Raw genomic sequence first — 26,879 nt, forward strand, 5'->3', positions numbered from 1 at the left:
GCGCAAGATGGACGGCATGACCCTCAGCCTGACCACGCCCAAGATCCTGGCGCGCATCGAGGACGGCATCGGCTGGCTGACCTTCAATCAGCCGGAGAAACGCAACGCCATCTCGCTGGAGATGTGGGAGGCGGTGGCTGATGCGGCGCTGCGCTTCACCGAGGATCCGGCGGTGCGCGTCGTCGTCATGCACGGCGCCGGCGGCAAGGCCTTCGCCTCGGGCGCCGATATCAGCCAGTTCGAGAAGCTGCGCGACAGCGCGGAGGCGGAGGCGAAGTACTCCGCGGTCTCCGCGCTCGCGCGGCAGCGGCTGGAAGGCATGGGCAAGCCGCTGATCGCCATGATCAACGGCTTCTGCATCGGCGGCGGCTGCGCCACGGCGATGGTCGCCGATATCCGCATCACCGCGGAGGATGGCCGCTTCGGCATCCCCGCCGCCAAGCTCGGCGTCGCCTATGCCTGGCACAGCCTGCGCCGGCTGGTCGCGCTGGTTGGCCCGGCCATGGCGAAGGAGATCATGTTCACCGGCCGCTTCCTGGATGCCCAGGAAGCGCTGCGCGCCGGGTTGGTCAACCGCGTGGTGCCGGTGGAGCAGCTGGAGACCACGGTGCGGGAGATGGCGCTGACCATCGCGCGCAACGCGCCGCTCTCGATCCGTGCCTCGAAGGAAGGCATCGACCAGATTGCCGGCGAGCCTTCCAGGATCGACCAGTCGCGCTTCGAGGCGCTGTACCGCGCCTGCTTCGACAGCGCCGACTACGCCGAAGGCCGCACCGCCTTCATGGCCAAGCGCCCCCCCGTCTTCAAGGGGGGATAGAGCCCAGGACGTGCCTGCCAAGCCCAGGGAGGAAACAACAATGAGCGGCTTCACCAAGCGCCAGATCCTGACCCTCACCACCGGCGTCGCCATCGGCGGTGCCAGCTTCCGTGCCGCCGCGCAGGACATGCCCGCGCATGAGCGCCAGCTTTATGAGGCGGCGCGGCGGGAAGGCGAGATCACCTGGTATTCCGGCCAGTACAATGCCGAAACCTCGGAAGCGGTCGGCCGCGCCTTCAACGAACGCTATCCGGGCGTGCGCTGCAATGTGGTGCGCAGCACGTCCCAGGTGGCGTTCCAGCGGCTGTCGCAGGACAACCGCGCCAATGCGGCGCAATGCGACGTCTTCAGCTCCACCAATTCGGGCCACTTCACCCAGTTGAAGCGCGAAGGGAAGCTGATGCAGTACCGGCCGGTGAATGCCGACGGCATGCTGCCCGCGATCCGCAACATGGATGCGGACAACTTCTTCCACACCAGCTTCCTCGGCCTGTTCCTGATGACGCACAACACGCGCCTCGTGCCGGAGGCGGAGGCGCCGCAGAGCTGGACCGATGCGCTGGACGGGAAGTGGAAGGACAAGCTGGCGGTCGGCCATCCCGGCTTCAGCGGCGCCATCGGCGTCTGGGCCGTGCAGATGCGCAAGATGTATGGCTGGGACTATTTCACGCGGCTGGAACGCAACAATCCGCAGATCGGCCGGTCGAGCCAGGATCCGGTGACGACGCTGAATGCCGGGGAGCGCTCGGTGGGCCTCTGCGTGCCGGTGGGCACCACGGCGCTCGCCATCTCGCGCGGCAATCCGCTGAAGCTGATCTATCCGCGGGAAGGCGTTCTGGCGGCGATCTCGCCTTCCGCCATTCCGTCCAATGCGCCGCATCCGAACGCGGCCAAGCTGTTCATGGAATTCCAGGCGGGCAAGGGGCTGTCGGAGACGGTGCGGCGGACCTTCAACGAACCGCTGCGGCCCGATGTGCCGCCGCCGGAAGGCGGACGCCCGCTGGCCGATGTCACGCTGCTGACGCCGACCCTGGAAGAGCAGGAGAAGGGCGTGCCCGAGGTGCGGGAAGCCTGGCGGGACACCTTCGGTGTCTGACGCCGACATAATTGCGGCGCCTAACGCCGACGAATTGGGGAGAGAATAATGACGAACATCACGAAGCGGGGCCTGCTCGGCGGCACGGCGGCGCTGACCGCGGCGGCGATCCTGCCCTTCCGCCATGCTTCCGCGCAGGACATGCCGGCGCATGAGCGGGAGCTGCATCAGGCAGCGCAGCGTGAGGGTGAGCTGACCTGGTACACCGGCCAGATGCAGGCGCAGCCCTCCGAGGCGATCGGCCGCGCCTTCACCGAACGCTATCCCGGCGTGCGCTGCAACGTGGTGCGCACCACCTCCCAGGTCGCCTTCCAGCGCCTGTCGCAGGATGCGCGGGCACGTGTGGCGCAATGCGACGTCTTCAGCTCCACCGACTACAGCCACTTCACCTTCCTGAAGGGCGAAGGCCGGTTGATGGCCTACAAGCCGCAGAATGCGGCGGGGCTGGTGAAGGCGGCGCGCGACGCGGCGGATGCGGACGGGCATTTCCAGATCTCCTACCTCGCGCTCTACATGCTCGCCCGACGCACCGATCGTCTGACGGAGGCGGAGGCGCCGAAAAGCTGGCGGGAACTGACCGATCCGAAATGGCGCGACAAGCTCGCGGTCGGCCATCCCGGCTTCAGCGGCGCCATCGGCAACTGGGCCATCATGATGCGCGCCGCCTATGGCGAAGCCTTCTTCCGCGAGCTGGAGCGCAACAAGCCGCAGATCGGCCGATCCGCGGGCGATCCGGTGACCACTCTGAATGCCGGGGAAAGGCTGGTCGGTGTCGGCATTCCCTCCGCCGCCACGCTGTTCAGCATCTCCCGCGGCAATCCGCTGGCGCTGACCTATCCGAGCGATGGCACGCTGCTGGTGCCGGCGCCGAGCGCGGCCATCGCCAATGCGCCGAAGCCCAATGCCGCCAAGCTTTTCATGGAATATGTCACGGGCGCGGCCTATTCGCGCACGGTGCGCGAATACTCCGCCGAATCGCTGCGTCCGGAGGTGCCGCCGCCGGAAGGCTCCCGCCCGCTGGACGAGATCAAGACCATCACGCCGACGCCGGATCAGGTGAAGAACGAAATGGTTGAGGTGAGGGAGCTCTGGCGTGACATTTTCGGCGTCTGATCGGCAAGGCCGATGAGCGAAGCCCCCGCACTTCCCCAGGGCGCGGCGCAGGCAGTGCCGAGGCGGCTTTCCGGCCGCCTCGCGCGCTTCGAGCCGGTGACGCTGCTGTGGATCGCGCTGATCGCGATCCTGCTGTTCCTGGTTGCCTTCCCGCTCGGCAAGCTGCTGGTTGTCAGCTTCGAGACGCGCGGGACCGGCGCCTTCACGTTGATGAACTACGTCTCGGCCTATGGCCGTTCGCGCTACGTCGATGCCCTGGTCAATTCGCTGATCCTCGGCCTCGTCTCCGCAACCATGGCGGTGGTGATGGCGGTGCCCATGGCCTGGGCGGTGTCGCGCACCGACATGCCGTTCAAGGGCCTGACCTGGGCCGTGGTGCTCGGCGCCTTCATCCTGCCGCCCTATCTCAGCGCGGTGGGCTGGATTCTGCTGGCCGGGCCGAATTCCGGCTTCCTCAACCTGGCGTGGCGCTGGGTGACGGGGGCGGAGGGCGCGCTGGTCAATATCTACAGCTTCAGCGGCATGGCGCTGGTCATCGCGCTGAATTCCTTCCCGCTGGTCTTCATCTTCGTCAAGTCGGCGCTCGACCTCGTTTCCTCGGAGATGGAGGATGCCGCCAATATCCTGGGCGCCGGCACCTGGACGGCGATGCGCAAGGTGTCGCTGCCGCTGGTCTGGCCGGCGATCGTGGCGGGTTTCATCATCGTCTTCCTGGAAGCCATCGCGCTGTTCGGCACGCCGGCCATCATCGGCATTCCGGCGCGCATCAATGTTGTGACAACACAGCTCTGGCAGTTCTTCGAGTATCCGGTGCGGGTGGAGGTCGCGGCCGCCTATGCCATGCCCCTGCTGCTGATCACCGCCGGCATGATCGTGGTGCAGAAGCTGATGCTGGCGCGCAAGGGCTATGTTTCCCAGACCGGAAAGGGCGGCGAGAGGCGGCCGATCAAGCTGGGGCCCTGGCGCTGGCTGGCCTTCGGCTGGTGCGCGATGGTCGGGCTGATGGCGGTGATCGCGCCGCTTTTCGTGCTGCTGCAGGCCAGCTTCGCCAAGGCCTGGGGCCGCGGCCTGGCCTGGGACAACCTGACCTTCGCCAATTACTACCTGCTGATCTTCGAGCATGAGATGGCGATGACCTCCATCTGGAACACCATCTGGTTCTCCGCCACGGCGGCGACCATCGCGGTGCTGCTCGCCCTGATGATCGCCTATATCGTCAACCGGCGGCTGGTGCCGTTCGGAGAGGCGCTCGGCTTCCTGGCGATGGCGCCCTTCGTCATCCCCGGCATCGTCATGGCGATCGGCTTCTACGCCGCCTATGCCTCCCCGCCCTTCGCACTGTATGGCACGGCGACGCTCATCATCCTGGCCTTCGCGGCGCGCTTCCTGCCCATTGCCTATGCCAATTCCACCTCCGCCATCCGCGCCGTGCATCCGGAGATGGAGGAGGCGGCGCGCATCCTGGGCAGCGGGCGGCTGCACGCCATCCGCATGGTCACGGCACCGCTGGTGAAGAAGGCGCTGCTGGGCGGCTGGCTGATCGTGTTCATCGTCGCCTCCCGCGAATTGTCGGCGGCGATCTTCCTGGTCGGGCCGCGCACGCGGACGATGTCCGTGCTGCTCTACGACCTCAGCGAGGCCGGCAACTTCGAGGTCCTGGCGGCCTTCGGCGGGCTGCTGCTGCTGGTGACGATGGTCTTCGTCGGCATCGGGATGAAGCTGGTCGGGCGTGACTTCATGCTGCGGAGAAACTGAGGATGTCGCGTCTTTCGCTCCAGGGGCTGACCAAGGCCTACGGCCTCAATCGTGTCGTCGATTCCATCGAGCTGACCCTGCAGGAAGGCGAATTCGTCTCCCTGCTCGGGCCTTCCGGCTGCGGCAAGACGACGACGCTGCGCATGATCGCGGGCTTCGTCGATCCGAATGAGGGCAGTATCTCGCTCGACGGCCAGGTGATCTCCGCCCCGGGCGCCGTGCTGCCGCCGGAAAAGCGTGGCATGTCCATGATCTTCCAGAGCTATGCGATCTGGCCGAACATGACGGTGGCGGAGAATGTCGGCTTCGGGCTGAAGCTGCGCAAACTGCCCTCCGACGACATCCGCAAGCGGGTGCAGGACATATTGGAGGTGGTGCAGATGGGCCACCTCGCGGCGCGCTATCCGGCGGAGCTGTCCGGTGGGCAGCAGCAGCGCGTGGCGCTGGCGCGCGCCATCGTGGTCAAGCCGGCGGTGCTGCTGCTGGACGAGCCGCTGTCGAATCTCGACGCCAACCTCCGCGAGGAGATGCGCTTCGAAATCCGCCGGCTGCATGACGAGTTCCGCATCACCACCGTCTATGTCACGCATGACCAGGCGGAGGCGATGGCGACATCGGACCGCATCGCGGTGATGAATGCCGGGCGGATCGAGCAGGTGGATGCGCCACACCTCCTCTACACCCGCCCACGCACACGCTTCGTCGCCGGCTTCATCGGCCGCACCAACCTGCTCTCCGCGGAGTTGCGCGACGGCCAGATCGGCTTTGGCGGCATCGCCATGCAGGCGGGCCAGGTGCCGGGGGCCGAGGCCGCGATGGGCAACGATATCCTGGTCTCCGTCCGGCCGCAGAGCATCGGCCTGCATCGTGCACCGCCCAGCGGTGGCGGCCCGGTGCTGGAAGGCGTGGTGGCGCAGCGCACCTTCCTCGGCGAGACCTGGGACTATGTGGTGCAGGCGCAGGGCAGCGAGCTGCGTCTGCGCGCCACCGCGCCGCCTTTGCAGATCCATGATGTGGGCGAACGGGTCTGGATGGAGTTCGATCCGCAGCAGATGGCCATGGTGGTGTAGCGCCCCGCCGGCAGGCCGTTACACTGGCGGGCATGGACGCATCCCGCTTCGTCGCCGCCATCGTGGTGGCGCAGGTGCTGGCGCAGATCGGCGCCTTCACCCTGCCGGCCCTGTTGCCGGGCTACATGGCCCGGTGGCAGCTTTCCGCCACCGAGGCGGGCTGGCTGATCGGCGCCTTCTTCGCAGCCTATGTCGCCGCCGTGCCGCTGCTGGTGGCGTTGACGGACCGGTTGCCGGCGCGGCGCATCTACCTGCTCGGCACCGCGCTGACCGCCGCCTCCCATCTCGGCTTCGCCTTCCTGGCGGAGGGGTTCTGGTCGGCGCTCTCATTGCGCGCCCTGGCCGGCATCGGTTGGGCCGGATGCTACATGCCGGGGCTGAAGGCCCTGGCGGATCGGCTGGAGGGGGCGGCGCAGTCGCGCGCCGTGTCCTGGCACGCGGCGGGCGTGGGCATTGCCGGCGCGGCCTCCTTCCTCGTCGCCGGCACGCTGGACGCGCTGGCGGGGCCGCAGGCGGCCTTCCTGTTCGGCGGCGTCGCTGCTCTGGTTGCCTTCGGCATCGGCGCGGCGGTTCTGCCCGCCACGCCGCCCAGGCGGCCCGAGGGCGCGCCCCCGCCCGGCGCCCTGCTCGATTTCCGCCCGGTGCTGCGCAACCGCGCGGCGATGGCCTGGATCGCCGGCTATACCGTGCATACCTGGGAAATGGCGGCGCTGCGTGCCTGGGCGGTGACCTTCCTGGCGCTGGTGATCGCCCGCCATGGCGCGCCGGCCTGGCTGCCGGGGCCGAACCTGCTGTTCACCCTGGCGGGGCTGCTGGGCATCGCCGTCTCCATCCTGGGCAATGAGACGGCGCAGCGTTTCGGCCGGGGTCGCGTGGTGGCCTGGGCGATGGGTGCGGCGGCCCTGATGGCGGTGCTGACGGGCCTTTCCGCCATGGTTTCCGCGCCGTTGGCGGTGGCCTGCGTGCTGCTTTGGAACGCCGCGATCTATCTCGACAGTTCGGCGCTGACGGCCGGCACGGTGCAGGGGGCAGAGCCGGGGCGGTGCGGCGCCACCATGGGGCTGCACAGCATGTGCGGCTATGCCGGCGGCTTCCTCGGCCCGCTCGGCGTCGGCGTGGCGCTGGACTGGGCGGGGCCGGAGGACCTCGCGGCCTGGGGCCTCGCCTTCGGCCATGTCGCGCTTGTCACACTGCTCGGCTTCGCGCTGCTGCGCCGGCTTGGCCGAACGGTGTGAGGCGTTCCCGTATCCCGCAGGCGCTCCTATTGCGCCGTGATATTGGCCGTCCGCGCGGCGATGCGGGATCGTTCCAGATCCTGCGCGATATAGGTCGCGAAGCCCTCCGGCGTGGCGAGCGCGCCGGCCGCGGTCTCTCCGCCCATGCCGGTCATGCGGGCCTGGAAATCGGGCAGGCGCACGATCTCCGCCATCGCCCGGCCGAGGCGGCTCATCGCCTCCGCCGGCGTGCCCGCCGTGGCGAGCAGGCCGACATAGGAACCGGCGGTGAAATCGGCGACGCCCTGCTCCGCCATGGTCGGCACATCCGGCAGGGCGTTGAGCCGCGCGGTGGCGGCGACGGCGACGATGCGCGCCTGGCCGGCGCGATGCAGCGGCAGGGCGGTGGAGAATTCGGTGAAGAGCAGCGGGATATTGCCCGCCAGGAAATCGGGCACCGCTGCGCCGCCGCCGCGATAGGGCACGTGCAGCAGCTTGGCGCCGCTGGCGGCGATGAAGGCTTCCAGCGACAGATGCGTGGCACTGGCCACGCCCGCCGTGCCCACCCCCAGCGCATCCGGCTGGGCGCGGGAGGCGGCGACCACATCCGCCACGCCGCGATAGGGCGCGGAGGGCTGCACGACAAGGCAATGGGGCACCTGCATCGCCATGGCGACCGGGGCGAAATCCTTCGCCGCATCATAGGGCAGCCGCGTCTGCACCACCGGATTGACACTGAGCGGGCCGTTGGAGCCGACCAGCAGCGTGTAGCCATCAGGCTGCGCCCGTGCCACCGCCTGGGCGCCGACACTGCCGCCTGCGCCGGGGCGGTTCTCCACCACCACCGGCTGGCCGAGGCGTTCCTGAAGCAGCGGCTGCAACAGCCGTGCGATGGTGTCCGCATTGCCGCCGGCCGCGAAGGGCACGATGACGCGCAGCGGGCGGTCCGGCCAGGCGGCGCGGGCCGGCAGCACCTGCAAGGCGGGGATGGCACCGGCCGCGGCCAGCAGGGCACGGCGGCCCAGGCGGGGATGGATCATGACATTTCCTCGACGATATTTGTTGCGTCCATCATGACATTGGCCGAAGGCGGGTCAAGCGCGGCGGCGTCAAACCCCTGAAAAGACGGGATAGACACGGCTTCCGCATCAAGGCCGGCGGCGGCGGCTGAACCGCTACCGCGCCGCCGTGTCGAAACAGCCCTGCACCGTCACGGGCAGGGCGAATTTCTGGATGCGCTGGCTCGGCGTGCGCGCGAAGCCATCGACCAGGGCCAGGTAGCGCGGCCGCTGATGGCGCGCGAGGCGCGGGGCCAGCCAGGCGCTGAAGGCGGCGAGGTCGAGCGCCAGGCCATCGCGGGACTGCAGGAACAGCTTGATCTCCTGCTCCCCGATCTCGGCGGCGACGCCGATCATGGCGCAGTCGGCGACATCGGGATGCCGCGCCGCCACCGCCTCCACCTCCCAGGCCGAGACATTCTCGCCACGCACCCGCACGCTGTCCGTCATCCGCCCATGGAAGAACAGATTCTTGTCCGTATCCAGGCTGCCGGAATCGCCGGTGTGGAGGGCGCCGTGGCGCAAGGCCCTGGCGGTGGCTTCGGGATTGTCGAGATAGCCCTGGGTCAGTGCCAGGGGTTCATGCGCGCGCACCACGATCTCGCCACGCGCGCCCGGCGGCAGGGTGTTGCCGGCCGCGTCGAGGATGGAGACGTCGAACCAGGGCATGGCCCGGCCGACCGAGCCCGGCACGCCCGCCGCGTTGAAGGTGGAGAAGGAAGAAGCCTCCGTCATGCCATAGCATTCGCGCAGGTTCACACCGAAGCGCGCCTGCACCTGCGGCCAAAGCTCCACCGGGCAGCCGCCGCCCCAGGCGATGCGGACGCCATGCGCGCGATCCTTCGGCGAAGGCGGCTGCTTCAGCAGGATCTGCAGGATGCCCCCGAGATAATGGATATGCGTGGCCCCCGCCGCGACCACCTCGTCCCAGAATCGGCTGGCGCTGAAACGCGGCACCATGTGCAGCACCACGCGGCGCAGCAGCGGCGCCACCAGCATCTGCGCGCCGCCGATATGGTGCAGCGGCTCCCACATGAAGAACACGTCGTCATCCCGCGCATCCGCCACCAGCATCACGCCCTCCCCGGCGAGCCGCAGCATGCGGTGGGAAACGCGCACACCCTTGGGCGGGCCGGTGGTGCCGGAGGTGGTGCAGATGGCGAAGTCCTCGGTCGCTTCTGGGGAAGCCTCCGCGAAGCGCGCGCCGGGCGCGGCTTCCAGCGCGGCCAGCGGCAGCACCTCCGCCGTGGTGTCGAGCGGCGTGTCGGCCAAAATCAGCTTCGGCCGCGTCAGCGCCAGCACATGGCGCAGCCCGTCGCCCACAAGCTGCGGGTTCAGCGGCACCCAGGCGATGCCCGCCTTGGCCATGGCATAGGCGACGGGCAGCGAACTCAGCGCATTCGGCAGCACCGCTGCCACGCGGTCGCCCCGCGTCACGCCGCGGGATCGGAATGCCTGTGCCAGCGCATCGCTCTGCGCATCCAGCCCGGCCAGCGTCAGCGACGTATCGGCGGAGCGTGCAAGAACCCGTTCCGGTTCCGCCGCCACGGCGCGGCGCAGCAATTCGAGAAAGCCCTCGGCCACTTTGATCGCACCCCGTTTGCGGCTATCCGAGGAGGTAACGCCGCGCAGAGGCAGGAGCAACATGTCCGAGACCGCCGAAGACCATGTGCTGGCCAGCACGGAAGCGGGCATCCGCATCATCACCCTGAACCGCCCCAAGCGCCTGAATGCCTGGGACGCGCCGATGCGTGCCCGGCTGCTGGAGCTGCTCTCCGATGCGGCCGCGGACGACACAGTGCAGGCCGTGGTGCTGACCGGCACCGGGGAACGTGCCTTCTGCGCCGGCCAGGACCTGAATGAGGGAAAGACCTTCGATGGCGACCGGGCGGAGGACTGGATCGAGGAATGGCGCGCCCTCTACGGGGCCATACGCGCCTTCCAAAAGCCGCTGGTCTGCGCGCTGAACGGCCTCGCCGCCGGCTCCGCCTTTCAGGTCGCCTTGCTGTGTGACATCCGCGTCGGCCATGCCGGGTCGAAGATGGGCCAGCCGGAGATCAATTCCGGCATCGTCAGCGCCACGGGCTTCTGGATCATCCGCGAGATGCTGGGCCTGTCGCGCGCCATCGAGATGGTGCTGACCGGCCGCATGGCGGAGGCGGAGGAATGCCACCGCCTCGGCCTGCTGCATCACCTGGTGCCGGCGGACGAGGTGCGCGCCACGGCGCTGCGCATCGCGCGGGAACTGGCCGACAAGCCGAAGCTCGCCTTCCGCCTGAACAAGCAAAGGTTCCGGGAGGCGACGCAGCCCGGCTTCGACGAGACCTTCGCCGCCGCCCGTGCCTTGCATCGCCAGGCCTTCAGCGACGGTGAATCGCAGCAGGTGATGCAGCGCTTCCTGGAGAAGGGAAAGGCGTGATGCGCCACGCCATCGTCACCGGCGCCAGTTCCGGCATCGGGGAGGCCATCGCCCAGCGGCTGCTGCGCGACGGCTGGCGGGTGACCGGCCTCAGCCGGCGCGTGCCGGATGAGCAGCACGCCAACTACACCCATCGCAGCATCGATCTTCTGGATGCGGCGGCGCTGCCGGCGGCGTTGGAGGGGCTGGAGCCGACCGCGCTGGTCCATGCCGCCGGCGTGATGCGCGCGGCCATGCTGGGCGAATTGCAGGCGGAGATTGGCGCGCTGCTCTGGCGCCTGCATGTGGATGTCGCGGCGCAGCTCGCCGATGCGCTGGTGCCGCGCATGCAGGCGGGTGGGCGGGTGCTGCTGGTGGGCAGTCGCGCCGCCGGCGGTTCCGCCGGGCGTAGCCAATATGCCGCGACCAAGGCGGCGGTGGTCGGCCTGGCGCGGTCCTGGGCGGCGGAGCTGGCGCCGCGCGGCATCACCGTGAATGTGATCGCCCCTGGCGTCACCGACACGCCGATGCTGCGCGACCCCGCCCGCGCCCATCACCAGCCGCGCACCCCGCCGATCGGCCGCTACATCGCGCCGGCGGAGGTCGCCGCCTTGGCCGCCTTCCTGCTGGGGGAGGAGGCAGCGGCGATCACCGGGCAGCAGATCATGATCTGCGGGGGCGCATCGCTGTAAGGGATGGACGCACGGCAGCCCGGCGACCGCGCAGGCGGGCTGCACAGCGGCGGCGGAGACGGCTAGGCTCGCCGCCTGGTCACGGAGTCCACCCCCATGCGCCGCCTTTCCCTGCTGCTCGCCAGTGTCGCGCTGTCGCTGCCCGCCTGGGGCCCCGCCTGGGGGCAGGAGGCACGGATCGCCATCCAGACGGAAACGTCCTCCCTCGACCCGCATTTCGCCGTGGTCGGCGCCAATCATGCGGTGGCGCGCCATGTCTATGATCCGCTGGTGGCCTCAGACCGCTTCATGCGGCCGGTCGCCGGGCTGACCGAATTCTCCAATCCGGAGCCCGATGTCTGGGAATTCCGCATCCGGCCGGATGCGCGCTTCCAGGATGGCAGCCCGGTGACGGCGGAGGATATCCGCTTCTCCCTGGAACGCATGCCGCGTGTGCCGAACAGCCCGGCGCCGCAGATCCGCCTGGCGGGCAGCCTGACGGCCATCGAGGTGGTGGATGCGCGCACCATCCGCCTGCGCTCCCGCGGGCCGGACCCTTCGGTGCCGCTGAACGGCATGACCGCCTGGATCGTCTCCGCCCGCGCCGCCGCCACGGCGACGACGCAGGATTTCAATGCGGGGCGGGTCAATATCGGCTCCGGCCCCTACCGCTTCGTCGAATGGCAGCCCGGCTCCCAGCTTCGGCTTCAGCGCAACCCGACCTATTGGGGCGAGGCCCCGGCCTTCGAGCGGGTCAGCATCCGCTCCATCTCCAACGATGCCGCGCGCATGGCGGCGCTGCTGGCCGGCGATGTCGACCTGATCGATGCGGTGCCGCCCGGGGAGATCGCGCGGCTGCGGGCGCGGCCGGGGATTGGCGTGACCAGCGCCACATCCTCCCGCTTCATCTATCTGGGCCTGGACCAGGGCAATGAGGTGACGCCCTTCATCACCGCGAAGGATGGCAGCCCGCTGGCCCGCAATCCGCTGCGCGACCCGCGCGTGCGGCGTGCCCTTTCCATCGCCATCAACCGGCCGCTGATCGTCGACCGCGTGATTTCCGGCGCCGCCACGGCCGCCGGGCAGATCGCGGTGGAAGGGCAGATCGGCTACGATCCGGACCTCGCCCCGCCGGCCTTCGATGCCGCCGCGGCACGCCGGCTGCTGGCCGAGGCCGGCTATCCGGACGGCTTCCGCATCACTTTGCACTCGCCCAACAACCGCTATGTGGAGGATGACAAGACCTCCCAGGCCATCGCGCAGTTCTGGGCGCGCATCGGGCTGGATGCGCGGGTGGAGGTGATGCCCTCCAACGTCTTCTTCACCCGCGCGGGGCGGCGCGAATTTTCGGTGTTTCTGATCGGCTTCGGGCATACCACGGGCGATGCCTGGCTGGGCATGTCGCAGGTGCTCCACAGCTTCGATGCGTCGCGCGGCCTCGGCGGGCTCAATCGCGGCCGCTACGCCAGCGCCGAATTCGACGCGCTGATGGCGGAGACGCGCAACATCGTCGATGTGCCGCGGCGCGACGCGATGCTGCGCCGGGCGCAGCGCCTCGCCTTCGAACAGGATACGGCGATCATTCCGCTGCATGTGCCCAACAATGTCTGGGCGCATCGCGCGAGCTTCACCTATGAGGGCGGGGTGGAGGAGGCGGTCTATGCGCCCTTCCTGCGCCCGGTGCGCTGATGCGGCGCGAGGAATTCATGGTGGCCTGCCGCGACGGCGTGCGGCTGGCCACAGATGTCTACCTGCCGGAAGGCGACGGCCCCTGGCCCGTGATCCTGGAACGCACGCCCTACGGCAAGCGCGAGGTTTCCCGGTCCGAGCGCACCGAGGCCGACCCGACGCCGCAGCGGCGGGAGGTGATGGCCGCGTATTTCGTCCAGCACGGTTACGCCGTGGTCTACCAGGATTGCCGCGGCCGCTACGGCAGCGAGGGTGAATTCATCAAGTATCTGTCGGATGGCGAGGATGGGTTCGACTGCTGCGCCTGGATCGTGACGCAGGCCTTCTGCAATGGCCGCATCGGCACCATGGGCCTCAGCTATGCCGCCCATACCCAGGCCGCGCTGGGCTGCCTGGACCCGCCGGGCCTCGCCGCGCAGATCCTCGATTCCGGCGGTTTTTCGGACGCCTGGCAGGGCGGCATCCGCCGGGGTGGGGCCTTCGAGTTGAAGCAGGCGAGCTGGGCCTTCAACCAGGCGCTGCTGGCGCCGGAGACCAAGGCCGATCCCGTCCGTGCGGCGGCGCTGAAAGCCGAGGACCTGGTCACCTGGTTCCACCGCTTCCCCTGGAAGCGCGGCCATTCCCCGGTCCGCCACGCGCCGGATTACGAGGACTACCTGTTCGAGCAATGGGAACACGGCGCCCGCGACGACTACTGGCAGCGCCTCGGCATCTTTGCGATGGGTTGGCACGACCGCTACGCGGCGGTGCCGAGCGTGCATATGTCGTCCTGGTACGATCCCTATCCGCGCACGGCGACCGAGAATTTTTGCGGATTGCGGGAACATGGGCGCGGCACGCCCTCGCTGATCCTGGGGCCCTGGACGCATGGCAACCGGTCGCAGACCGCCTTTGGCGAGGTGGAGTTCGGGCCGGAGGCCACCATCGATTCCTGGGCGGGCGACTGGCGCGCCTTCCGGCTGCGCTTCTTCGACCGCTGGCTGAAGGAGTCCGCGAACGGCGTGGAGGACGAGCCGGCGGTGCGCGTCTTCGTCATGGGCGGCGGCAGCGGCCGGCGCACGGAAAAGGGCCTGCTGGACCACGGCGGGCGCTGGCGCAGCGGCAGCGACTGGCCTTTTGCGGGCACCCGCATGGCGCGGTTTCACCTGCATGAAGATGGCCGGCTGGCGGAGGCGCCGCCCGCCGCCGAGGCGGCGCCGCTCGAATGGGATTCGGACCCGCGCCATCCGGTGCCGACCATCGGCGGCGCCATCACCTCCATGGAGCCCGTCATCACCGGCGGCCCGATGGACCAGCGGGAGCGGGAGGGACACTTTGGCTGCCGCCCGCCCTATCTGCCGCTCGCCTCCCGCGCCGATGTGCTGGTGTTCCAGACCCCGCCGCTGGAGGCCGATGTGGAGGTGATCGGGCCGGTCACCGCCGAGCTGTGGATCGCGACGGATGCGCCGGACACCGACATCACCGCCAAGCTGGTCGATGTGCATCCCGCGAGCGCCGACTACCCCCAGGGCTTCGCCATGAACCTCTGCGAGGGCATCCTGCGCTGCCGCTACCGCGACGACCCAGCGGCGCCGAGCCCCATGGTGGCGGGGCAGCCCACGCGCATCACCGTGGAGCTGTTTCCCACCGCCAACCGCTTCCTGGCCGGCCACCGCATCCGCCTGGACATCGCCTCCAGCGAATTCCCGCATTACGACGTGAACCCGCAGACCGGGGAGCCGGAAGGGGCGGCGCGGCGGATGCGGGTGGCGGTGAACAGCCTGTTCTGCGACGCCGGCCGCCCCTCCGCCCTGCTGCTGCCGCTGGCGCCACCTGAAGCCGGGTGATGCCCGGCCGGTGACCCCGCGATGCGCTGGACAGAACGCCAGCGCCTTGCGCATCCTGCCGCCCTGCCAAAGACAGGGACAAAGGCACAATGTTGCGTAAATCACCCCGCATGACGCTGCGTGGCGCCATCGGCGCGCTGGCGCTCGGCGCGCTGCTCGCCGGCGCGCCCGCTGCGAGCCAGGCCGCCACCTTCACCTGGGCCACCGCCAACGACATCCTCGGCCTGGACCCGCATGCCAACAACCATGGCGTGACCAACGCCATGAAGTCCAACGTCTATGAGCCGCTGGTGCGGCGCGAGCCCGATGGCTCGCTTTCCCCGGCTTTGGCCGAGCGCTGGGAGATGACCTCCCCCACCACCTGGCGCTTCCATCTGCGCCGTGGCGTGAAGTTCCATGGCGGCGAGGCCTTCACGGCCGCCGATGTGGTGCATGCGGCGGAACGCGTGAAGCAGAACGACATGGCCTATGTCGTGCAGTCCGTGGCCGCGGTGCGCGCCATCGACGACCACACGGTGGAATTCGAGACGCGCGGGCCTAACCCGATCCTGCTGCAGGATCTGACGCTGTTCTTCATCACCTCCAAGGCCTGGATCGAGGCGAACAACGCCATGGCCGTGGCCCGCGCCGGCCAGCCGGGCGCCACCAGCACCTTCGTGCAGCTCAATGCCAATGGCACCGGCCCCTTCCGGGTGACGGAGCGCCTGGCGGATGAGCGCACCGTGCTCGTCCCCAATACCGAGTGGTGGGACAACGCCCAGCACGGCATCACCCGCGCCGTCTTCCGCCCGGTGGCCAGCCCACCGACCCGCGTCGCCGCGATCCTGTCGCGCGAGCTGGACGCGATGTATCATGTGCCGTTGCAGGATGTGCAGCGCATCTCCCAGGCGCAGGGCCTCCGCCTGATCCAGGGGCCGACGGCGCGCAGCATCTACTTCGCCTTCGACGTGAACCGCGCCGAGAATGCGGATGCGCCCGGCACGCCGAACCCGCTGCGTGATGTGCGCGTGCGCCGGGCCATGTACCAGGCGATCGACATGGGCACGATCACCCGCGTGATCCTGCGCAACTCCACCATCGCCGCCGGCCTGCCGATCGGCACCGCCATCAGCGGCTTCGTGGAATCGCAGAATGCGCGCCTGCCCTTCGATGCCGCCGCCGCGCGGCGCCTGCTGGCGGAGGCCGGCTTCCCGAACGGCTTCCCCATCACGCTGAGCTGCCCCAACAACCGCTATGTGAATGACGAGGCGATCTGCCAGGCCGTGATCGGCATGTTGCAGCGCGTCGGCATCCAGGCGCGGCTGGACAGCATTCCCTTCACCCGCTTCCTCCAGCGCGGCGCGAACAAGGAATACATGTTCTACATGCTCGGCTGGACGCCCGGGAATTTCGACATCACCAATCCGGGGCGTGAATTGCTGGGCGAGGGGTCGTTCAACTGGGGTGGTTTCCAGGACGACCGCATGGCGGAACTGCTGCGCCAGATCGCGGTGGAGACCGACCAGGCGAAGCGTCAGGACCTGTCGGGCCAGTACTGGGCGCGCTTCCAGGAACTGCTGCCGATGATCCCGCTGCACCAGGAACCGCAGATCTTTGCCGTGCGCGACACGGTGGCGGAACTGCCGCTGCGCTCGAATGAGGATCTGGAACTGCGCCACGTTCGCATGCGGCGCTGAGCCAAGGCTGGTCCGCCCGCGAAGGCCCGCTCCGCAAGGGGCGGGCCTTTCTGCTGACCGCTTGCCCGGGCAGGCGACCGGTCGCAGCATGGCGCGACACAGCGGGAGACCAGGCGATGACCGGCCATAACCAAACGGGCTTCCGATGAGCGCCGCCATTGCGGAGGCCTCCGCCGCGCTCGTCGCGCTGCTGCGCGACCGGCTGGAGCCGTCGCATCCGGTCATGCTGTCCCCGGCCGAGGGGGCGGAGGGGATCGCGCTGCGGTTGCTGCATCTGCGCCCCGATGCGCGCCACGCCAATCGCCCGCTCGGCTTCGACCCGCAGGGCACCCGCGCCGCGCGGCCGGATCTGGGGCTGGAACTGGTCTATCTGCTGACCGCGGAGCATGGGGAGGAAATGGCGGCACAGACCGCCCTCGGCACGGCGCTCGCCGTGCTGCATGGCAACCCGGTGCTGGAGACATCCTCCGGCGCCCGGCTCACCGTGTCCCTGCTATCGGCGCCGCTGGCGGAGATGACCATGGCCTGGACCGCGCTGCGGGAGACGCTGCGCTGCGGCGCGCTGATCGTGGTGTCGGGGGTGGTGTTGAAGGGCTGATTCAGCCCGGCGCGGCCAGCCCACCATGCGCCGCCGACCAGGCGAAGGGATCGGCCAGGTAGCGCCGCAGCTCCGCCAGGGTCGCGGGCGGCAGAGCGCCGCGTGCCTCGGCCTCCGGAAGCACGTCTTCCCAGGTCGCCAGCGCGAAAAGGCGCGCGCCGACATCCGCGATGTCGGTCACCACGCGATCAAAAATGCCCCATTTGAACAGCACGAAGATCTGCGTGACCTCCGCCCCCGCGCGCGTTAAAGCGCGGCTGTAGCCGGCCTTGCTGCGGCCATCGGTGGTGACGTCGCTGACCAGCAGGGTGCGCGCGCCGGGCCGCAAGGCGCCCTCGATATGCGCATCGGCGCCGAATCCCTGGGCGCGCTTGCGCACGGTGACGAAGGGCAGGTGGAAGCGCTCGGCCAGCATGGCGCCGATGGCGATGCCGCCCTGTTCCGTGGCCGCCACCGCGTCGAAGCCGTCGAAGCCGACCTCCGCCAGGATGCGGTCCTCCGCCCCTGCCAGCAGCGCCCGCCGCGCCAGGGGAAAGGAAAGTGCCCGCGGCATGTCGAGATAGGCCGGGCTGGCCCAGCCGGAGGACAGCATGAAGGGCCGGTCCGGCCGCAGCAGGATGCTGCCGGTGTCGAGCAGGATGCGCGCCGTGCGGCGGCCGATCCCGGGGTCCTGGGTCATGCGCGCAATGCCTCCGCGCCCTGCAGCAGGATGGCCTGCAGCACCGCGGCGCCTTCGAGAAAATCGGCCATGTCCATCGCCTCATGCGGGTTGTGGCTGCCGTGTTCGTTGCGCACGAAGACCATGGCGCTGGGCACGCCGGCATTGGCGAAGATGGCCGCGTCGTGCCCCGCGCCGCTGGCCAGCACTTCGTGCGGCATGTCGCCTTCGGTGCAGATGCGCTGCGCCAGCGCCAGCAGCCGCGCATCCATCACCGCGGGCGGCGTGCGCACGGCGCTGCCGAGTTCGATTCGCACGCGGCGTTCCCGCGCGATCTCGCTCGCCTCGGCCTCGGCGAGTTGCCAAAAATCCTCCAAAGTGCGCTCGCTTTCGCTGCGGTATTCCAGGGTGAAGCGCACTTCGCCGGGCACCCGCGTCATGGCGTGTTCGCGGGGGTCCGTGGTGAAAATCCCAAAAGTCATCACCAGGTCCTCGCCGCGTTCCAGCAGGGTGCGCCAGGTGGCGTCCAGCCGCATGGCGAGGTCGGCCGCCCCCAGCACCGCATCCCGCCGCAGCCAGCGCGGCACCGCGCCGGAATGCGCGGCTTCCCCCAGGCAGCGCGCTGCCGGGTGCCGGAAGTTGCCGCGGATGCCGGAGACGAGGCCGACCGGCACGCCGCGCGCGACCATCACCGGCCCCTGCTCGATATGCAGTTCGACGAAGTGCGACAGGCTCTGGGGGGCCAGCAGTCGCTGCCGCGCCTCGACCACGGCGACATCCGCCCCCTCCCGCGCCATGGCGTCGCGCAGTTTCAGGGAGGGGTCCTGGAGGCAGGGCAGGTCGAGCCATTTCGGGTCGAAGCTGCCGAACAGGGCGGAGGAGCCGAGATAGGGCCGGCCATACCAGGCGCTTTCCTCCCCGCGCAGCACCAGCAGCTTCAGGCTGCGCGCCCTCGGACCGGCCCGTTGCGCGCCGAGCAGCGCCAGCAGCCCCGCGATCACCCCTGCGGCTCCATCGAAATTGCCGCCCTGCGGCACGCTGTCGAGGTGGGAGCCGCAGGCGGCGGCGGGCAAGGTGGGGTCGGTGCCGGGCAGGGTGATGTGCAGGTTGCCGGCGGCGTCCCAGGCGATCCCCAGCCCCGCCTCCCGCGCCACCGCCTCGATCCGCCGCATCGCCAGGGTTTCGGCGGGGCCGTAGGTCTCGCGGGTGATGCCGGTGCCGTCATGGTCGGTGGCGCGCATCTCGGCGAAAAGCCGGCCGGCGAGTTCGGCGAGGTCGGGGGCGATTCGGGGCAGGGGCGGTGCGCCGGGCAGGTCCATCGCCGCAGGCTCGCCCAGGGGGGCCGGCCGCGCAAGCCGCGCGGGCCCAGCCGCGCAGGCGGCACAGGTAAGGCTTGCGGCGGTGGCCCTTGGCAGCGGCGCGCCGCCACCCCACCATCCCGCCGCACACTGGGCCGGGCGCGCATGGACAATCTCGACTTTCTCATCCTCCGCACCGGCGAGGCCGATGGCCTGGTGACCGCGGAGGAAGCCCTGGACGCCGTGGCGGAGGCCTGGCGGGAGCATGGTGCCGCCCGCAACCTGCTCTCCACCCCCGCCACCCTGTCCCTGGCCACCCCGCTGGCGCGGTTCCGGGTGAAGGGCGCGGTGCTGCCCGAATCCGGTCTGGCCGGCTTCCGCCTGATGTCGGAGGGGGAGGCATCACGCGACTGGTTCTGGCTCGCCGATCTGGAAGGCCGCCCGCTGGCGCTGATCGAGGCGCGTTGGCTGCGCTCCCTCCGCACCGCCGCCACCGCCGCTTTGGCGGCGAAGCTGCTGGCGCCGGCGGGCATCACCAGCGCCGCGGTGATCGGTGCCGGCCGCATCGCCAGCCATCTGCCCGGCGTTCTCGCGCTGGCCCTGCCCGGGCTGACCACGCTGCATGTGGCGGCGAGGCGGGCGGAGGCGGTGGCGGAATTCTGCGCCGCGCACCAGATCGGCCTGGCCGCGACCCCGGCCGCCAGCCCCGCCGAGGCGGCGCGGCAGGCGGAGCTGGTCATCACCCTCTCCAGCGCCGAGGCCCCCGTGGTCGCCGCCGCCGATCTCCGCCCCGGCGCCACTGTCATCGCGCTCGGGGAGGCCGATCTGGCGCCGGATGTGCTCGGCTGGGCGCAGATGCTGGTCGCCGATGGGCCGGACCTCAGCCACCCCAATGGCAATGCCGCCGCCTGGATCGCCGCCGGTGCCACCAGCGCGTCGGCGCTGGCGGAACGCGCCGGGCCGGATCTGGGGCTGATCGCGGCGGGGCTGGCACCCGGCCGGGCCGATCCGGCGGCGAATGTGCTGGCGCTGGTGCAGGGCCTGGCGATCGGCGACCTGGCGCTGGCCGCCATCGCCTGGCGCAAGGCGCGGCTGCGCCGCCTCGGCCTGCGCTTCCCGATGGGTGAGGCCGCGGCAGCGCGCTTCCGGGGTCCGACCCCGCGCCGGAACCGCAGTCTGAGATAAGTCCGGCTTCAGCAGGCGGGGTTCAGCACCTGCCGGACCTGCTCGGCGAGGTCGGCGAAGCGGTAGGGCTTTTGCAGCAGCGGCACGGCCCCCTCATGCCCGGTCTGCGCGAGGTCGTGGTCGCCCGAGGTGAACAGCACGCGCAGCCCGGGGCGCAGCGCCACCGCGAGCCGCGCCAGTTGGTAGCCATTGAGCCGGCCTGGCATGACGATGTCGGTGAACAGCAGGTCCACCGGCTCCGGCCGTTCCAGGGCAGCCAGCGCGGCCTCCCCATCCTCGACGGCGGTCACCTTGTAGCCGAGCCGCTGAAGCTGGTTCGTGGCGGTTTCCCGCAGCGCGGGGCTGTCCTCCACCAGCAGGATGCAGGCGCCACGCGGCGCCGGGATGGCGGCGGCGGCGGCGGCGGCATCCTCCACCTCGGCCGCCTGGGTCGCCTGGGGAAGATACAGCGTCACCCTCGTGCCCTGGCCGGGGGTGGATGCCAGGGCGATCCGGCCATTCGACTGACCGATGAAGCCGAACACCATGCTGAGGCCGAGTCCGCTGCCCTTGCCCATGGCCTTGGTGGTGAAGAAGGGCTCGAAGGCGCGGGCCGCGACCTCCGGATTCATGCCGGTGCCGGTGTCGCTGACCGTGATGGTCACGTAGTTGCCCGGCTCCATCCCGGGCGGGCCGGACATGCCGGCCTCGTGCCGCAGCGGCGCCGCCTCCACCCGAAGGGTGCCGCCATCGGGCATGGCATCGCGCGCATTGATGCACAGGTTGAGCAGCGCATTCTCCAATTGCGGCCCGTCGATCACCACCGGCAGCCGGATGTCGGATTCCACCACCTCCAGCGTGATCTGCGCCGCGAAAAGCCGGCGCAGCAGCGGCTGCATCTGGGACAGAAGGCGATTCAAATCGGTGACGCGCGGCGCCAGCGGATGCAGCCGGGCGAAGCTCAGCAGCCGCCCTGTCAGCTCCGCGCCGCGCTCGGCGGCGGCATGGATCACGTCGATGCCCTGCCGCAGGTCCGGGGGAAGGCCAGGCAGGTCCTGCATCAACTCGGCATTGCCGATGATGACCGCGAGAAGGTTGTTGAAGTCATGCGCCACGCCGCCGGTCAGCCGGCCGATGGCGTCCAGCCGCTGGGATTGGCGAAGCTGTTCCTCCAGATGTCGCTGTTCGGTGACGTCGCGCATGCTGCCGACCATGCGGCGCGGCGGACCGTGCGGGTCATCGGTGACGAAGCCGCGGTCGATCACCAGGGCCAAGCTGCCATCCGCCTTCTGGAACTGGTATTCGGCTGACCAGGACGCGCCGCCGGATCGTGCGGCGGCCTGGCGGCCGGCCATCACCCGGGCGCGATCCTCCGGCGCGATGCGCGCCACCCACCAGTCCAGGGTGCCGGATGCGGGTGGCAAGGCGTGGCCGAACTGTTCCGGCATGCCCTCGCCCCAGGTGAGGGTGCCGGCGGCGATGTCCCAGTCCCAGACCACCTCCCCGGCCGCGCGGGCCAGCAGCCGCAGCCTTTCCTCATTCAAGGCGATCGCCTGCTGCGTCTGCCGGCGTTCGGTGATGTCGCGCTCGATCGCCACCCAGTGGGAGATGGCGCCGGCGAGGCCGGTGACCGGGGCGATATCCGCCTCCACCCAGAAGCGGCTGCCATCATGTCGCTGGTTCTGCGTCTCGGCGCGCAGCGCCCTGCCCTCGGCGATCGCCAAGGCGATCCGTGCCGCATCCTCCGACTCCAGGCGCAGCGGATGGTAGGGCTGGCCCCGCAGCGCCTCCGCCGCAAGGCCGCTCTGCCGGGCGAAGGCGGCGTTGGCCCGCAGGATGCGCGGCGGGCCGCCGGGATGCGCTTCCAGGATCAGCACGGCGTCGTGGCTGGCATCCATGGCGCGTTGGTAGAGATCGATCTCCTCCGCGTCGTGCAGGCGGCGCAGCAGGGGGCGCAGGCTGCCGGCCAGGCCCAGCAGCATCGCGGCGATATCCTCCAGGTCGTCGCGCTCGCGGGCATAGCCGACGCTGAAGGCGAAACGTTCGCTGCCGGTCGAGACCGGGGTGATGATCTGCGACTGGATTTTCTGCCGGACCGAGAGGCTGATGGCCGGGAAGCGGCGCTGCACGGATTCATCGATGGCGCGGATGACCTGCTGCTCACCGCTGCTGGCGACCAGCCCTGCCAGGGAATTGTCGATGCGCACCACGCTGTGGCGCAGATGGTCGAGATAGGCTTCCGTCAGCTCTGGCGTGCTGGCCTGGCCGGCGACAAGCTGCATGTGCTCGCCATCCGGCCCGATGCGGAAACACAGGCAGAGCACGGCGCCGGTGGCGTCGCGCAGCGCCGCCATGGTGGCGTCCAGCGCCTGCGCCAGGCTCGGCGCATCGGCCACCAGGCGCAGCAGCCGTTCACGCAGGGCCAGGTTGTCCAGCGCCCTTTGCCGGGCCGAGGCCTCCGCCTGAAGGTCCAGCGCATCCACGGCGATGGCGGCAAGGTCGGCCACGATGGCCTGCTGCGTTGGGCTCAGCGGGGGGCGCGGCGTGGCGTGGTGCAGGCGCAGCGTGCCGCAGGGCGTGCCATCCGGCATGTGCAAGGCCGTGTCGTGGGTGAAGCCCGGCCTGGCGGCGTCCGGGATCTCCGTCCGCAGGATGATGCGGGCTTCCTCTACACCGAGCAGGCCCCGCGCCAGGCGCTCGATCCGGGCGAAGGCGGCGGCCAGCGGCGTGTGCCGGTGGCCTTCCTCCTCGTGCTTCGTCGCGGACATGGTCACCTTTCAATGAGTACCCCTTCGGATTCGGGAAGGGGCACGGAAGTGGCCCAGAATGCCTCGAATGCCGCGCCGCGTCATCCGTGCCGCGTCCTGGCGGGGTTTCGGCACTGGCCTTGCTTGACTTCACCCCCGCCGGCCCGAACATCCGCAGGGTCGGCGGATGGGGATGGCATGGATCTCGGCCCAGATGGCGTAGCGGCGGACTTCCCGGTGCGGGAGCAGGTACTGACGGTGGCGGAGAGCGTGCCGGTCGGGCGGCGCTACCATCGTCTGCTGCTGAACGCGCCGGGGCTGTCGGCGGCCAGCCGGCCGGGGCAGTTTTTTCACCTGCTTTGCCGGGACGGCGGGGGCAATGGCCCCTATCTGCGCCGGCCGATGAGCATCTGGCGCTGCGGCGAGGGAAAGCCGCTCGGTTTCCTGCTGCATGTGAAGGGCCGTGGCACGGCGGCGCTGGCGGCGCTGCGGGCGGGCGATCACCTTTCGGTGGTGGGTCCGCTCGGCCAGGGATTCACGCTGGATCCGGCCTGGCGGCGCATCCTGATCCTGGCGCGCGGCGTCGGACTCGCCACTCTTGCCCCACTGACGGAAGCCGCGGCGGCGCGGGGCATCGCGGTGCGGGCGGTGCTGTCGGCGCAGGCGCCGGAGGATCTGATGGCGGCGGAATTTTCCGGGGATTCCGGCGCCGAGATCACCCCCGTCTTCGACAGCGACGGGTCAAGCGCGGTGCCGGCGATGGAGGCGCTGCTGCGCGCAACCTTCGAAGGTTCGTCGCGGCCGGATGCGGTCTTCACCTGCGGATCGAACCGGCTGTTCCTGCTGTTGCAGCGGCTGGCGGGCGAATACGGCATTCCGGGCCAGATCGCGCTGGAACAGCAGATGGGCTGCGGCCTCGGCATGTGCTTCTGCTGCGTGCGGCAGATCCGCGCGCCGGATGGCCAGGTGGTGAACCTGCGGGTCTGCGCGGAGGGGCCGGTCTTCGACCTTCAGGCGGCGTTGGCATGGTAGACCTTGCCGTCCGCATCGGCGGAATGACCCTGGCCAATCCGGTGATGCCGGCCTCGGGCACCTTCGGGCCGGAGCTGGCCCAGGTCTTCGACCTGAACCGGCTCGGCGCGCTGGTGACGAAATCCGTCACGCCGCAGTACCGGGAGGGCAATGCCCTGCCGCGGCTCTGCGAGACCGAGGCCGGGGTGCTGAATTCCATCGGCATTCCCGGCAAGGGCCTGCCGCATTTCATCGAACATGCCATGCCGGACTGGCGCCGCTTCGCCGCGCCGCTGGTGGTGAGCCTTTCGGCCGATACGGTGGCGGCCTTCGCCGAAGCGGCGGCGCTGCTGGCGGCAACCCCCGGCGTGGCGGGGATCGAGGCCAATATCTCCTGCCCCAATCTGGAGGAGGATGGCCGCGCCTTCGCCATGCATCCGGAGACGGCGGGCGCCGCCATCGCGGCGATGCGCGCCGCCTGCGGCCTGCCGATCTGGGCCAAGCTGTCGCCCAACACCGCCGATATCGCCGCGGTGGCCCGCGCGGTGGAGGCGGCCGGGGCGGATGCGGTGGTGGTGGCCAATACCATTCTGGGGCTCGCCATCGACATCGACCGCATGGCGCCGAAGCTGGGGGCCGGGATGGGCGGCTTTTCGGGACCCGCCTTCAAGCCCATCGCGCTGCGGCTGGTCTGGCAATGCGCCCAGGCGGTGCGGATTCCGGTGATCGGCGTGGGCGGCATCGCCACGGCGGAGGATGCGGTGGAATTCCTGATGGCCGGCGCCAGCGCCATCCAGGTCGGCACCGCCAGCTTCGTCAGCCCCAATGCCCTGCTGGACGTGCTGGACGGTCTTTCGGCCTTTTGCGCCCGGCGCGGTTTTGCGCGCGTGTCGGACCTCACCGGGCTGGCCCTGCCCGGCCGCCTGCGGCCCGCGGCGGAGTGATGGCGGACGCATTGCGGCTCTGCGCCGAGGCGGAGGTGCCGGAAGGCGAGGGGCGGCGGGTGGAGACGGAGATCGGCGATTTCGCCGTCTTCCGGCTCGATGGCGCCTTCTTCGTCCTGGCCAATGCCTGCAGCCATGGCCCCGGCCATCTCGGCCTCAGCCCGGTGGAGGGCGGGGAGGTGGTCTGCGAGGCGCATCGCGGCCGCTTCGACATCCGCACCGGCCGCGCCACCCGCCTGCCCTGCCGGGAGGCGGTGCAGGTCTGGGACGCGGTGCTGCGGGATGGCGCCGTCTGGATCGATCCGGCGCGGGGCCGGGTGGAAGACTGATGGCGGTCGATTTCCTCGGGCTGGAAGCCTTCCTGTCGATCGCGGAGCGCGGGTCCTTCCGCAAGGCAGCGGCGCATCTCAACCTCTCCCAGACCGGGCTGTCCCACCGCATCCGCAAGTTCGAGGATGCGCTGGGCTGCCGCCTGCTGGCGCGCACCACGCGGCAGGTGACACTGACCCCCGCCGGACTGGAACTGGCCGGCCGCGCCCGGGCGCCGGTGGAAACCCTGGTGGCCGTTCTGGCGGAACTGCGCGCTGGCGCCGGGCGGGGGGAGCAGAGCGTGACCATCGGCTGCCTGCCGACCATCGCCGTGCACCACATTCCCCGCCTGCTGGTGGAATTCGCCCGCACCCATCCCGGCGTGACGGTGAAGGTCTTCGACAACTCCGCCAGCGAGATCGCCGATTCCGTGGCGCGGGGGGAGGCCGAGTTCGGCATCACCATCGTCTCCGCCAATCGCTGGGACCTGGATATCGTGCCGCTGCTGACCGAGGCCTTCGTCGTTGCCTGCCCGAGGGCGCATGACTTCGCCGCGCGCCAGCACCTGTCCTGGTCGGAGCTGGAAGGCCAGCCTTTGGTGCGCGTGGCGCCGCATACCGGCAACCGCGCGCTGCTGGATGAGGCGCTGGGCGCGCGGCGGGATGCGATGGACTGGCATTACGAGGTGCAGCACCTGGCCACCGCCATCAGCATGGTCGAATCCGGCCTGGCCCTGGCGGTGGTGCCGCGTCTTGCCGTGGATGCCAGCGGATCGCCGGGCGTGGTGGCGGTGCCGCTGCGCGATCCGGCGGTGATGCGCAGGCTCGGCGTCGTCTCCCGCCGCGGGGTGCCGCTGTCACCGGCGGCGGAGTCGCTGCTGGCGCTGCTGCGACGGCATTTCCGGGCGCGGCCGCGGGATAGGTCGGCGGCGGCCTGACCTTGATCCGCTCAACCTATTCATAAAACGGCATAGTCACGCCATTCTTTCCATTTGTCGCATGGGCGGGGCGCGGGCATCCTCGGGCGAAATCACGTTGTCCGAGGAATCGCATGTCCAAATCCGGTCTCGTCATCACCGCCCATCCGGGCGATTTCGTCTGGCGCGCCGGTGGTGCCATCGCGCTGCACGCCAAGCGCGGCTACCGCATGAAGATCCTCTGCATGTCCTATGGCGAGCGCGGCGAGAGCCAGTTCGCCTGGAAGGAGAAAGGCGCCACGCTGGAATCCGTGAAGGCCGGCCGCAAGGCGGAGGCCGAGGCGGCGGCGGCAGTGCTCGGCGCCGAGATCGAGTTCATGGATGCCGGCGACTACCCGCTGGGCAACACGCCGGAGATGCTCGACCGCGCCATCGACATCTTTCGCGAATTGAACCCGAGCTTCGTCCTGAGCCATGCGCTGAAGGACCCGTACAATTTCGACCACCCCGAGGCCGCGCATTTCGCCCAGCAGGCGCGCGTCATCGCCCAGGCGATGGGCCACAAGCCGCAGGCCGACTACACCTATTCCGCCCCGGCCATGTTCCTGTTCGAGCCGCACCAGCCCGAGCAATGCGACTTCAAGCCGGATGTGCTGCTGAACATCTCCGAGGTCTGGGAGACCAAGTTCAAGGCCTTCCAGTGCCTGCCCGCGCAGAAGCACCTCTGGGCCTATTATGAGCGTGTGGCGCTGAACCGTGGCATGCAGGGCGGCCGCAATTCCGGCAAGCCGATGGTCCACGGCGAGGCCTATATGCGGCTCTTCCCGCAGGCCCTCGAAGAGCTCGTCTGA

23 protein-coding genes are annotated in these 26,879 nt (G+C 70.0%); 18 read left to right on the forward strand and 5 right to left on the reverse strand.

From position 1 onward, the window contains the following. The first annotated feature begins 7 nt into the window (after positions 1 to 7). Genes JJQ90_RS25695 through JJQ90_RS25720 form a run of 6 tightly spaced genes read left to right on the forward strand, consistent with a single transcriptional unit; the run spans position 8 to position 7,086 of the window. Positions 8 to 817, forward strand: coding sequence for an enoyl-CoA hydratase (locus JJQ90_RS25695; protein ID WP_216879159.1), 810 nt, complete (start codon positions 8 to 10; stop codon positions 815 to 817). A 40-nt stretch (positions 818 to 857) separates the two neighbouring features. Further along, positions 858 to 1,913: an ABC transporter substrate-binding protein gene (locus JJQ90_RS25700; protein ID WP_216879160.1), complete on the forward strand. Its 1,056-nt coding sequence runs from the start codon at positions 858 to 860 to the stop codon at positions 1,911 to 1,913. A gap of 48 nt (positions 1,914 to 1,961) precedes the next feature. Next, a complete protein-coding gene (locus JJQ90_RS25705) occupies positions 1,962 to 3,026 on the forward strand; it encodes an ABC transporter substrate-binding protein (protein ID WP_216879161.1) in 1,065 nt (354 codons plus the stop codon). A 12-nt stretch (positions 3,027 to 3,038) separates the two neighbouring features. Beyond that, complete coding sequence (locus JJQ90_RS25710) at positions 3,039 to 4,781, forward strand: ABC transporter permease (RefSeq protein ID WP_216879162.1); 1,743 nt, start codon at positions 3,039 to 3,041, stop codon at positions 4,779 to 4,781. A 2-nt stretch (positions 4,782 to 4,783) separates the two neighbouring features. Then, on the forward strand, positions 4,784 to 5,851 hold the full coding sequence (locus tag JJQ90_RS25715) for an ABC transporter ATP-binding protein (RefSeq protein ID WP_216879163.1): 1,068 nt from the start codon (positions 4,784 to 4,786) through the stop codon (positions 5,849 to 5,851). Between the two features lie 32 nt (positions 5,852 to 5,883). Continuing rightward, entirely contained in the window at positions 5,884 to 7,086 is a 1,203-nt protein-coding gene (locus tag JJQ90_RS25720) for an MFS transporter (RefSeq protein WP_216879164.1), read from the forward strand. 26 nt (positions 7,087 to 7,112) lie between these two features. Here JJQ90_RS25720 and JJQ90_RS25725 read toward each other — a convergent pair whose 3' ends face one another. Both JJQ90_RS25725 and JJQ90_RS25730 read right to left on the reverse strand, forming a co-directional pair. Continuing rightward, positions 7,113 to 8,105: a Bug family tripartite tricarboxylate transporter substrate binding protein gene (locus JJQ90_RS25725; RefSeq protein ID WP_216879165.1), complete on the reverse strand. Its 993-nt coding sequence runs from the start codon at positions 8,103 to 8,105 to the stop codon at positions 7,113 to 7,115. Positions 8,106 to 8,240: 135 nt separating this feature from the next. Beyond that, positions 8,241 to 9,707: an AMP-binding protein gene (locus tag JJQ90_RS25730; RefSeq protein ID WP_329959522.1), complete on the reverse strand. Its 1,467-nt coding sequence runs from the start codon at positions 9,705 to 9,707 to the stop codon at positions 8,241 to 8,243. 61 nt (positions 9,708 to 9,768) lie between these two features. Between JJQ90_RS25730 and JJQ90_RS25735 the strand changes: the two genes are divergently transcribed. The 6 genes from JJQ90_RS25735 (at position 9,769) to JJQ90_RS25760 (ending at position 16,981) form a co-directional block, all read left to right on the forward strand. Further along, positions 9,769 to 10,542 (forward strand): enoyl-CoA hydratase/isomerase family protein, encoded by a 774-nt coding sequence (locus JJQ90_RS25735; protein ID WP_216879167.1) that lies wholly within the window; start codon positions 9,769 to 9,771, stop codon positions 10,540 to 10,542. Then, positions 10,542 to 11,213 (forward strand): SDR family NAD(P)-dependent oxidoreductase, encoded by a 672-nt coding sequence (locus tag JJQ90_RS25740; protein ID WP_216879168.1) that lies wholly within the window; start codon positions 10,542 to 10,544, stop codon positions 11,211 to 11,213. Before JJQ90_RS25735 ends, JJQ90_RS25740 begins: the two co-directional genes overlap by 1 nt. Positions 11,214 to 11,309: 96 nt before the next feature. Beyond that, positions 11,310 to 12,881: an ABC transporter substrate-binding protein gene (locus JJQ90_RS25745; RefSeq protein ID WP_216879169.1), complete on the forward strand. Its 1,572-nt coding sequence runs from the start codon at positions 11,310 to 11,312 to the stop codon at positions 12,879 to 12,881. Further along, the gene (locus JJQ90_RS25750; protein ID WP_216879170.1) at positions 12,881 to 14,707 is read left to right on the forward strand and encodes a CocE/NonD family hydrolase; all 1,827 of its coding nucleotides are present in this window, start codon (positions 12,881 to 12,883) and stop codon (positions 14,705 to 14,707) included. Before JJQ90_RS25745 ends, JJQ90_RS25750 begins: the two co-directional genes overlap by 1 nt. 89 nt (positions 14,708 to 14,796) lie before the next feature. Beyond that, positions 14,797 to 16,383: an ABC transporter substrate-binding protein gene (locus JJQ90_RS25755; RefSeq protein WP_216879171.1), complete on the forward strand. Its 1,587-nt coding sequence runs from the start codon at positions 14,797 to 14,799 to the stop codon at positions 16,381 to 16,383. Positions 16,384 to 16,528: 145 nt separating this feature from the next. After that, positions 16,529 to 16,981: a Pvc16 family protein gene (locus JJQ90_RS25760; protein WP_216879172.1), complete on the forward strand. Its 453-nt coding sequence runs from the start codon at positions 16,529 to 16,531 to the stop codon at positions 16,979 to 16,981. Position 16,982: 1 nt separating this feature from the next. On the opposite strand, the gene JJQ90_RS25765 is transcribed toward JJQ90_RS25760, so the two are convergent. After that, positions 16,983 to 17,660: an orotate phosphoribosyltransferase gene (locus JJQ90_RS25765; RefSeq protein WP_216879173.1), complete on the reverse strand. Its 678-nt coding sequence runs from the start codon at positions 17,658 to 17,660 to the stop codon at positions 16,983 to 16,985. Beyond that, a complete protein-coding gene (locus tag JJQ90_RS25770; protein ID WP_216879174.1) occupies positions 17,657 to 18,958 on the reverse strand; it encodes a Zn-dependent hydrolase in 1,302 nt (433 codons plus the stop codon). The genes JJQ90_RS25765 and JJQ90_RS25770 overlap by 4 nt, the downstream gene beginning before the upstream one ends. Before the next feature lie 144 nt (positions 18,959 to 19,102). Here JJQ90_RS25770 and JJQ90_RS25775 point away from each other — a divergent pair, with 144 nt between their 5' ends. Beyond that, positions 19,103 to 20,122 (forward strand): hypothetical protein, encoded by a 1,020-nt coding sequence (locus tag JJQ90_RS25775; protein ID WP_216879175.1) that lies wholly within the window; start codon positions 19,103 to 19,105, stop codon positions 20,120 to 20,122. Between the two features lie 8 nt (positions 20,123 to 20,130). On the opposite strand, the gene JJQ90_RS25780 is transcribed toward JJQ90_RS25775, so the two are convergent. After that, complete coding sequence (locus JJQ90_RS25780; protein WP_216879176.1) at positions 20,131 to 22,869, reverse strand: PAS domain S-box protein; 2,739 nt, start codon at positions 22,867 to 22,869, stop codon at positions 20,131 to 20,133. Between the two features lie 177 nt (positions 22,870 to 23,046). Here JJQ90_RS25780 and JJQ90_RS25785 point away from each other — a divergent pair, with 177 nt between their 5' ends. The 5 genes from JJQ90_RS25785 (at position 23,047) to JJQ90_RS25805 (ending at position 26,879) form a co-directional block, all read left to right on the forward strand. Then, entirely contained in the window at positions 23,047 to 23,880 is an 834-nt protein-coding gene (locus tag JJQ90_RS25785) for a dihydroorotate dehydrogenase electron transfer subunit (protein WP_216879177.1), read from the forward strand. After that, positions 23,874 to 24,803 carry a dihydroorotate dehydrogenase gene (locus tag JJQ90_RS25790; protein ID WP_216879178.1) on the forward strand — a complete coding sequence of 310 codons (930 nt, stop codon included), beginning with the start codon at positions 23,874 to 23,876 and terminating at the stop codon, positions 24,801 to 24,803. Before JJQ90_RS25785 ends, JJQ90_RS25790 begins: the two co-directional genes overlap by 7 nt. Next, positions 24,803 to 25,132, forward strand: coding sequence for a non-heme iron oxygenase ferredoxin subunit (locus JJQ90_RS25795; protein WP_216879179.1), 330 nt, complete (start codon positions 24,803 to 24,805; stop codon positions 25,130 to 25,132). Before JJQ90_RS25790 ends, JJQ90_RS25795 begins: the two co-directional genes overlap by 1 nt. Then, entirely contained in the window at positions 25,132 to 26,049 is a 918-nt protein-coding gene (locus JJQ90_RS25800) for a LysR family transcriptional regulator (RefSeq protein ID WP_216879180.1), read from the forward strand. The genes JJQ90_RS25795 and JJQ90_RS25800 overlap by 1 nt, the downstream gene beginning before the upstream one ends. Before the next feature lie 113 nt (positions 26,050 to 26,162). Then, positions 26,163 to 26,879 (forward strand): PIG-L deacetylase family protein, encoded by a 717-nt coding sequence (locus JJQ90_RS25805; protein WP_216838595.1) that lies wholly within the window; start codon positions 26,163 to 26,165, stop codon positions 26,877 to 26,879.

This window comes from Falsiroseomonas oleicola (assembly GCF_019029495.1).
GTDB classification, from domain to species: Bacteria; Pseudomonadota; Alphaproteobacteria; order Acetobacterales; family Acetobacteraceae; genus Falsiroseomonas; species Falsiroseomonas oleicola.

Coding starts and splice junctions, on each gene's coding strand:
- JJQ90_RS25695 (WP_216879159.1), top strand. CDS start 8: ATGGACGGCATGACCCTCAGCCTGACCACGCCCAAGATCCTGGCGCGC.
- JJQ90_RS25700 (WP_216879160.1), top strand. CDS start 858: ATGAGCGGCTTCACCAAGCGCCAGATCCTGACCCTCACCACCGGCGTC.
- JJQ90_RS25705 (WP_216879161.1), top strand. CDS start 1,962: ATGACGAACATCACGAAGCGGGGCCTGCTCGGCGGCACGGCGGCGCTG.
- JJQ90_RS25710 (WP_216879162.1), top strand. CDS start 3,039: ATGAGCGAAGCCCCCGCACTTCCCCAGGGCGCGGCGCAGGCAGTGCCG.
- JJQ90_RS25715 (WP_216879163.1), top strand. CDS start 4,784: ATGTCGCGTCTTTCGCTCCAGGGGCTGACCAAGGCCTACGGCCTCAAT.
- JJQ90_RS25720 (WP_216879164.1), top strand. CDS start 5,884: ATGGACGCATCCCGCTTCGTCGCCGCCATCGTGGTGGCGCAGGTGCTG.
- JJQ90_RS25725 (WP_216879165.1), bottom strand. CDS start 8,105: ATGATCCATCCCCGCCTGGGCCGCCGTGCCCTGCTGGCCGCGGCCGGT.
- JJQ90_RS25735 (WP_216879167.1), top strand. CDS start 9,769: ATGTCCGAGACCGCCGAAGACCATGTGCTGGCCAGCACGGAAGCGGGC.
- JJQ90_RS25740 (WP_216879168.1), top strand. CDS start 10,542: ATGCGCCACGCCATCGTCACCGGCGCCAGTTCCGGCATCGGGGAGGCC.
- JJQ90_RS25745 (WP_216879169.1), top strand. CDS start 11,310: ATGCGCCGCCTTTCCCTGCTGCTCGCCAGTGTCGCGCTGTCGCTGCCC.
- JJQ90_RS25750 (WP_216879170.1), top strand. CDS start 12,881: ATGCGGCGCGAGGAATTCATGGTGGCCTGCCGCGACGGCGTGCGGCTG.
- JJQ90_RS25755 (WP_216879171.1), top strand. CDS start 14,797: ATGTTGCGTAAATCACCCCGCATGACGCTGCGTGGCGCCATCGGCGCG.
- JJQ90_RS25760 (WP_216879172.1), top strand. CDS start 16,529: ATGAGCGCCGCCATTGCGGAGGCCTCCGCCGCGCTCGTCGCGCTGCTG.
- JJQ90_RS25765 (WP_216879173.1), bottom strand. CDS start 17,660: ATGACCCAGGACCCCGGGATCGGCCGCCGCACGGCGCGCATCCTGCTC.
- JJQ90_RS25770 (WP_216879174.1), bottom strand. CDS start 18,958: ATGGACCTGCCCGGCGCACCGCCCCTGCCCCGAATCGCCCCCGACCTC.
- JJQ90_RS25775 (WP_216879175.1), top strand. CDS start 19,103: ATGGACAATCTCGACTTTCTCATCCTCCGCACCGGCGAGGCCGATGGC.
- JJQ90_RS25780 (WP_216879176.1), bottom strand. CDS start 22,869: ATGTCCGCGACGAAGCACGAGGAGGAAGGCCACCGGCACACGCCGCTG.
- JJQ90_RS25785 (WP_216879177.1), top strand. CDS start 23,047: ATGGATCTCGGCCCAGATGGCGTAGCGGCGGACTTCCCGGTGCGGGAG.
- JJQ90_RS25790 (WP_216879178.1), top strand. CDS start 23,874: ATGGTAGACCTTGCCGTCCGCATCGGCGGAATGACCCTGGCCAATCCG.
- JJQ90_RS25795 (WP_216879179.1), top strand. CDS start 24,803: ATGGCGGACGCATTGCGGCTCTGCGCCGAGGCGGAGGTGCCGGAAGGC.
- JJQ90_RS25800 (WP_216879180.1), top strand. CDS start 25,132: ATGGCGGTCGATTTCCTCGGGCTGGAAGCCTTCCTGTCGATCGCGGAG.
- JJQ90_RS25805 (WP_216838595.1), top strand. CDS start 26,163: ATGTCCAAATCCGGTCTCGTCATCACCGCCCATCCGGGCGATTTCGTC.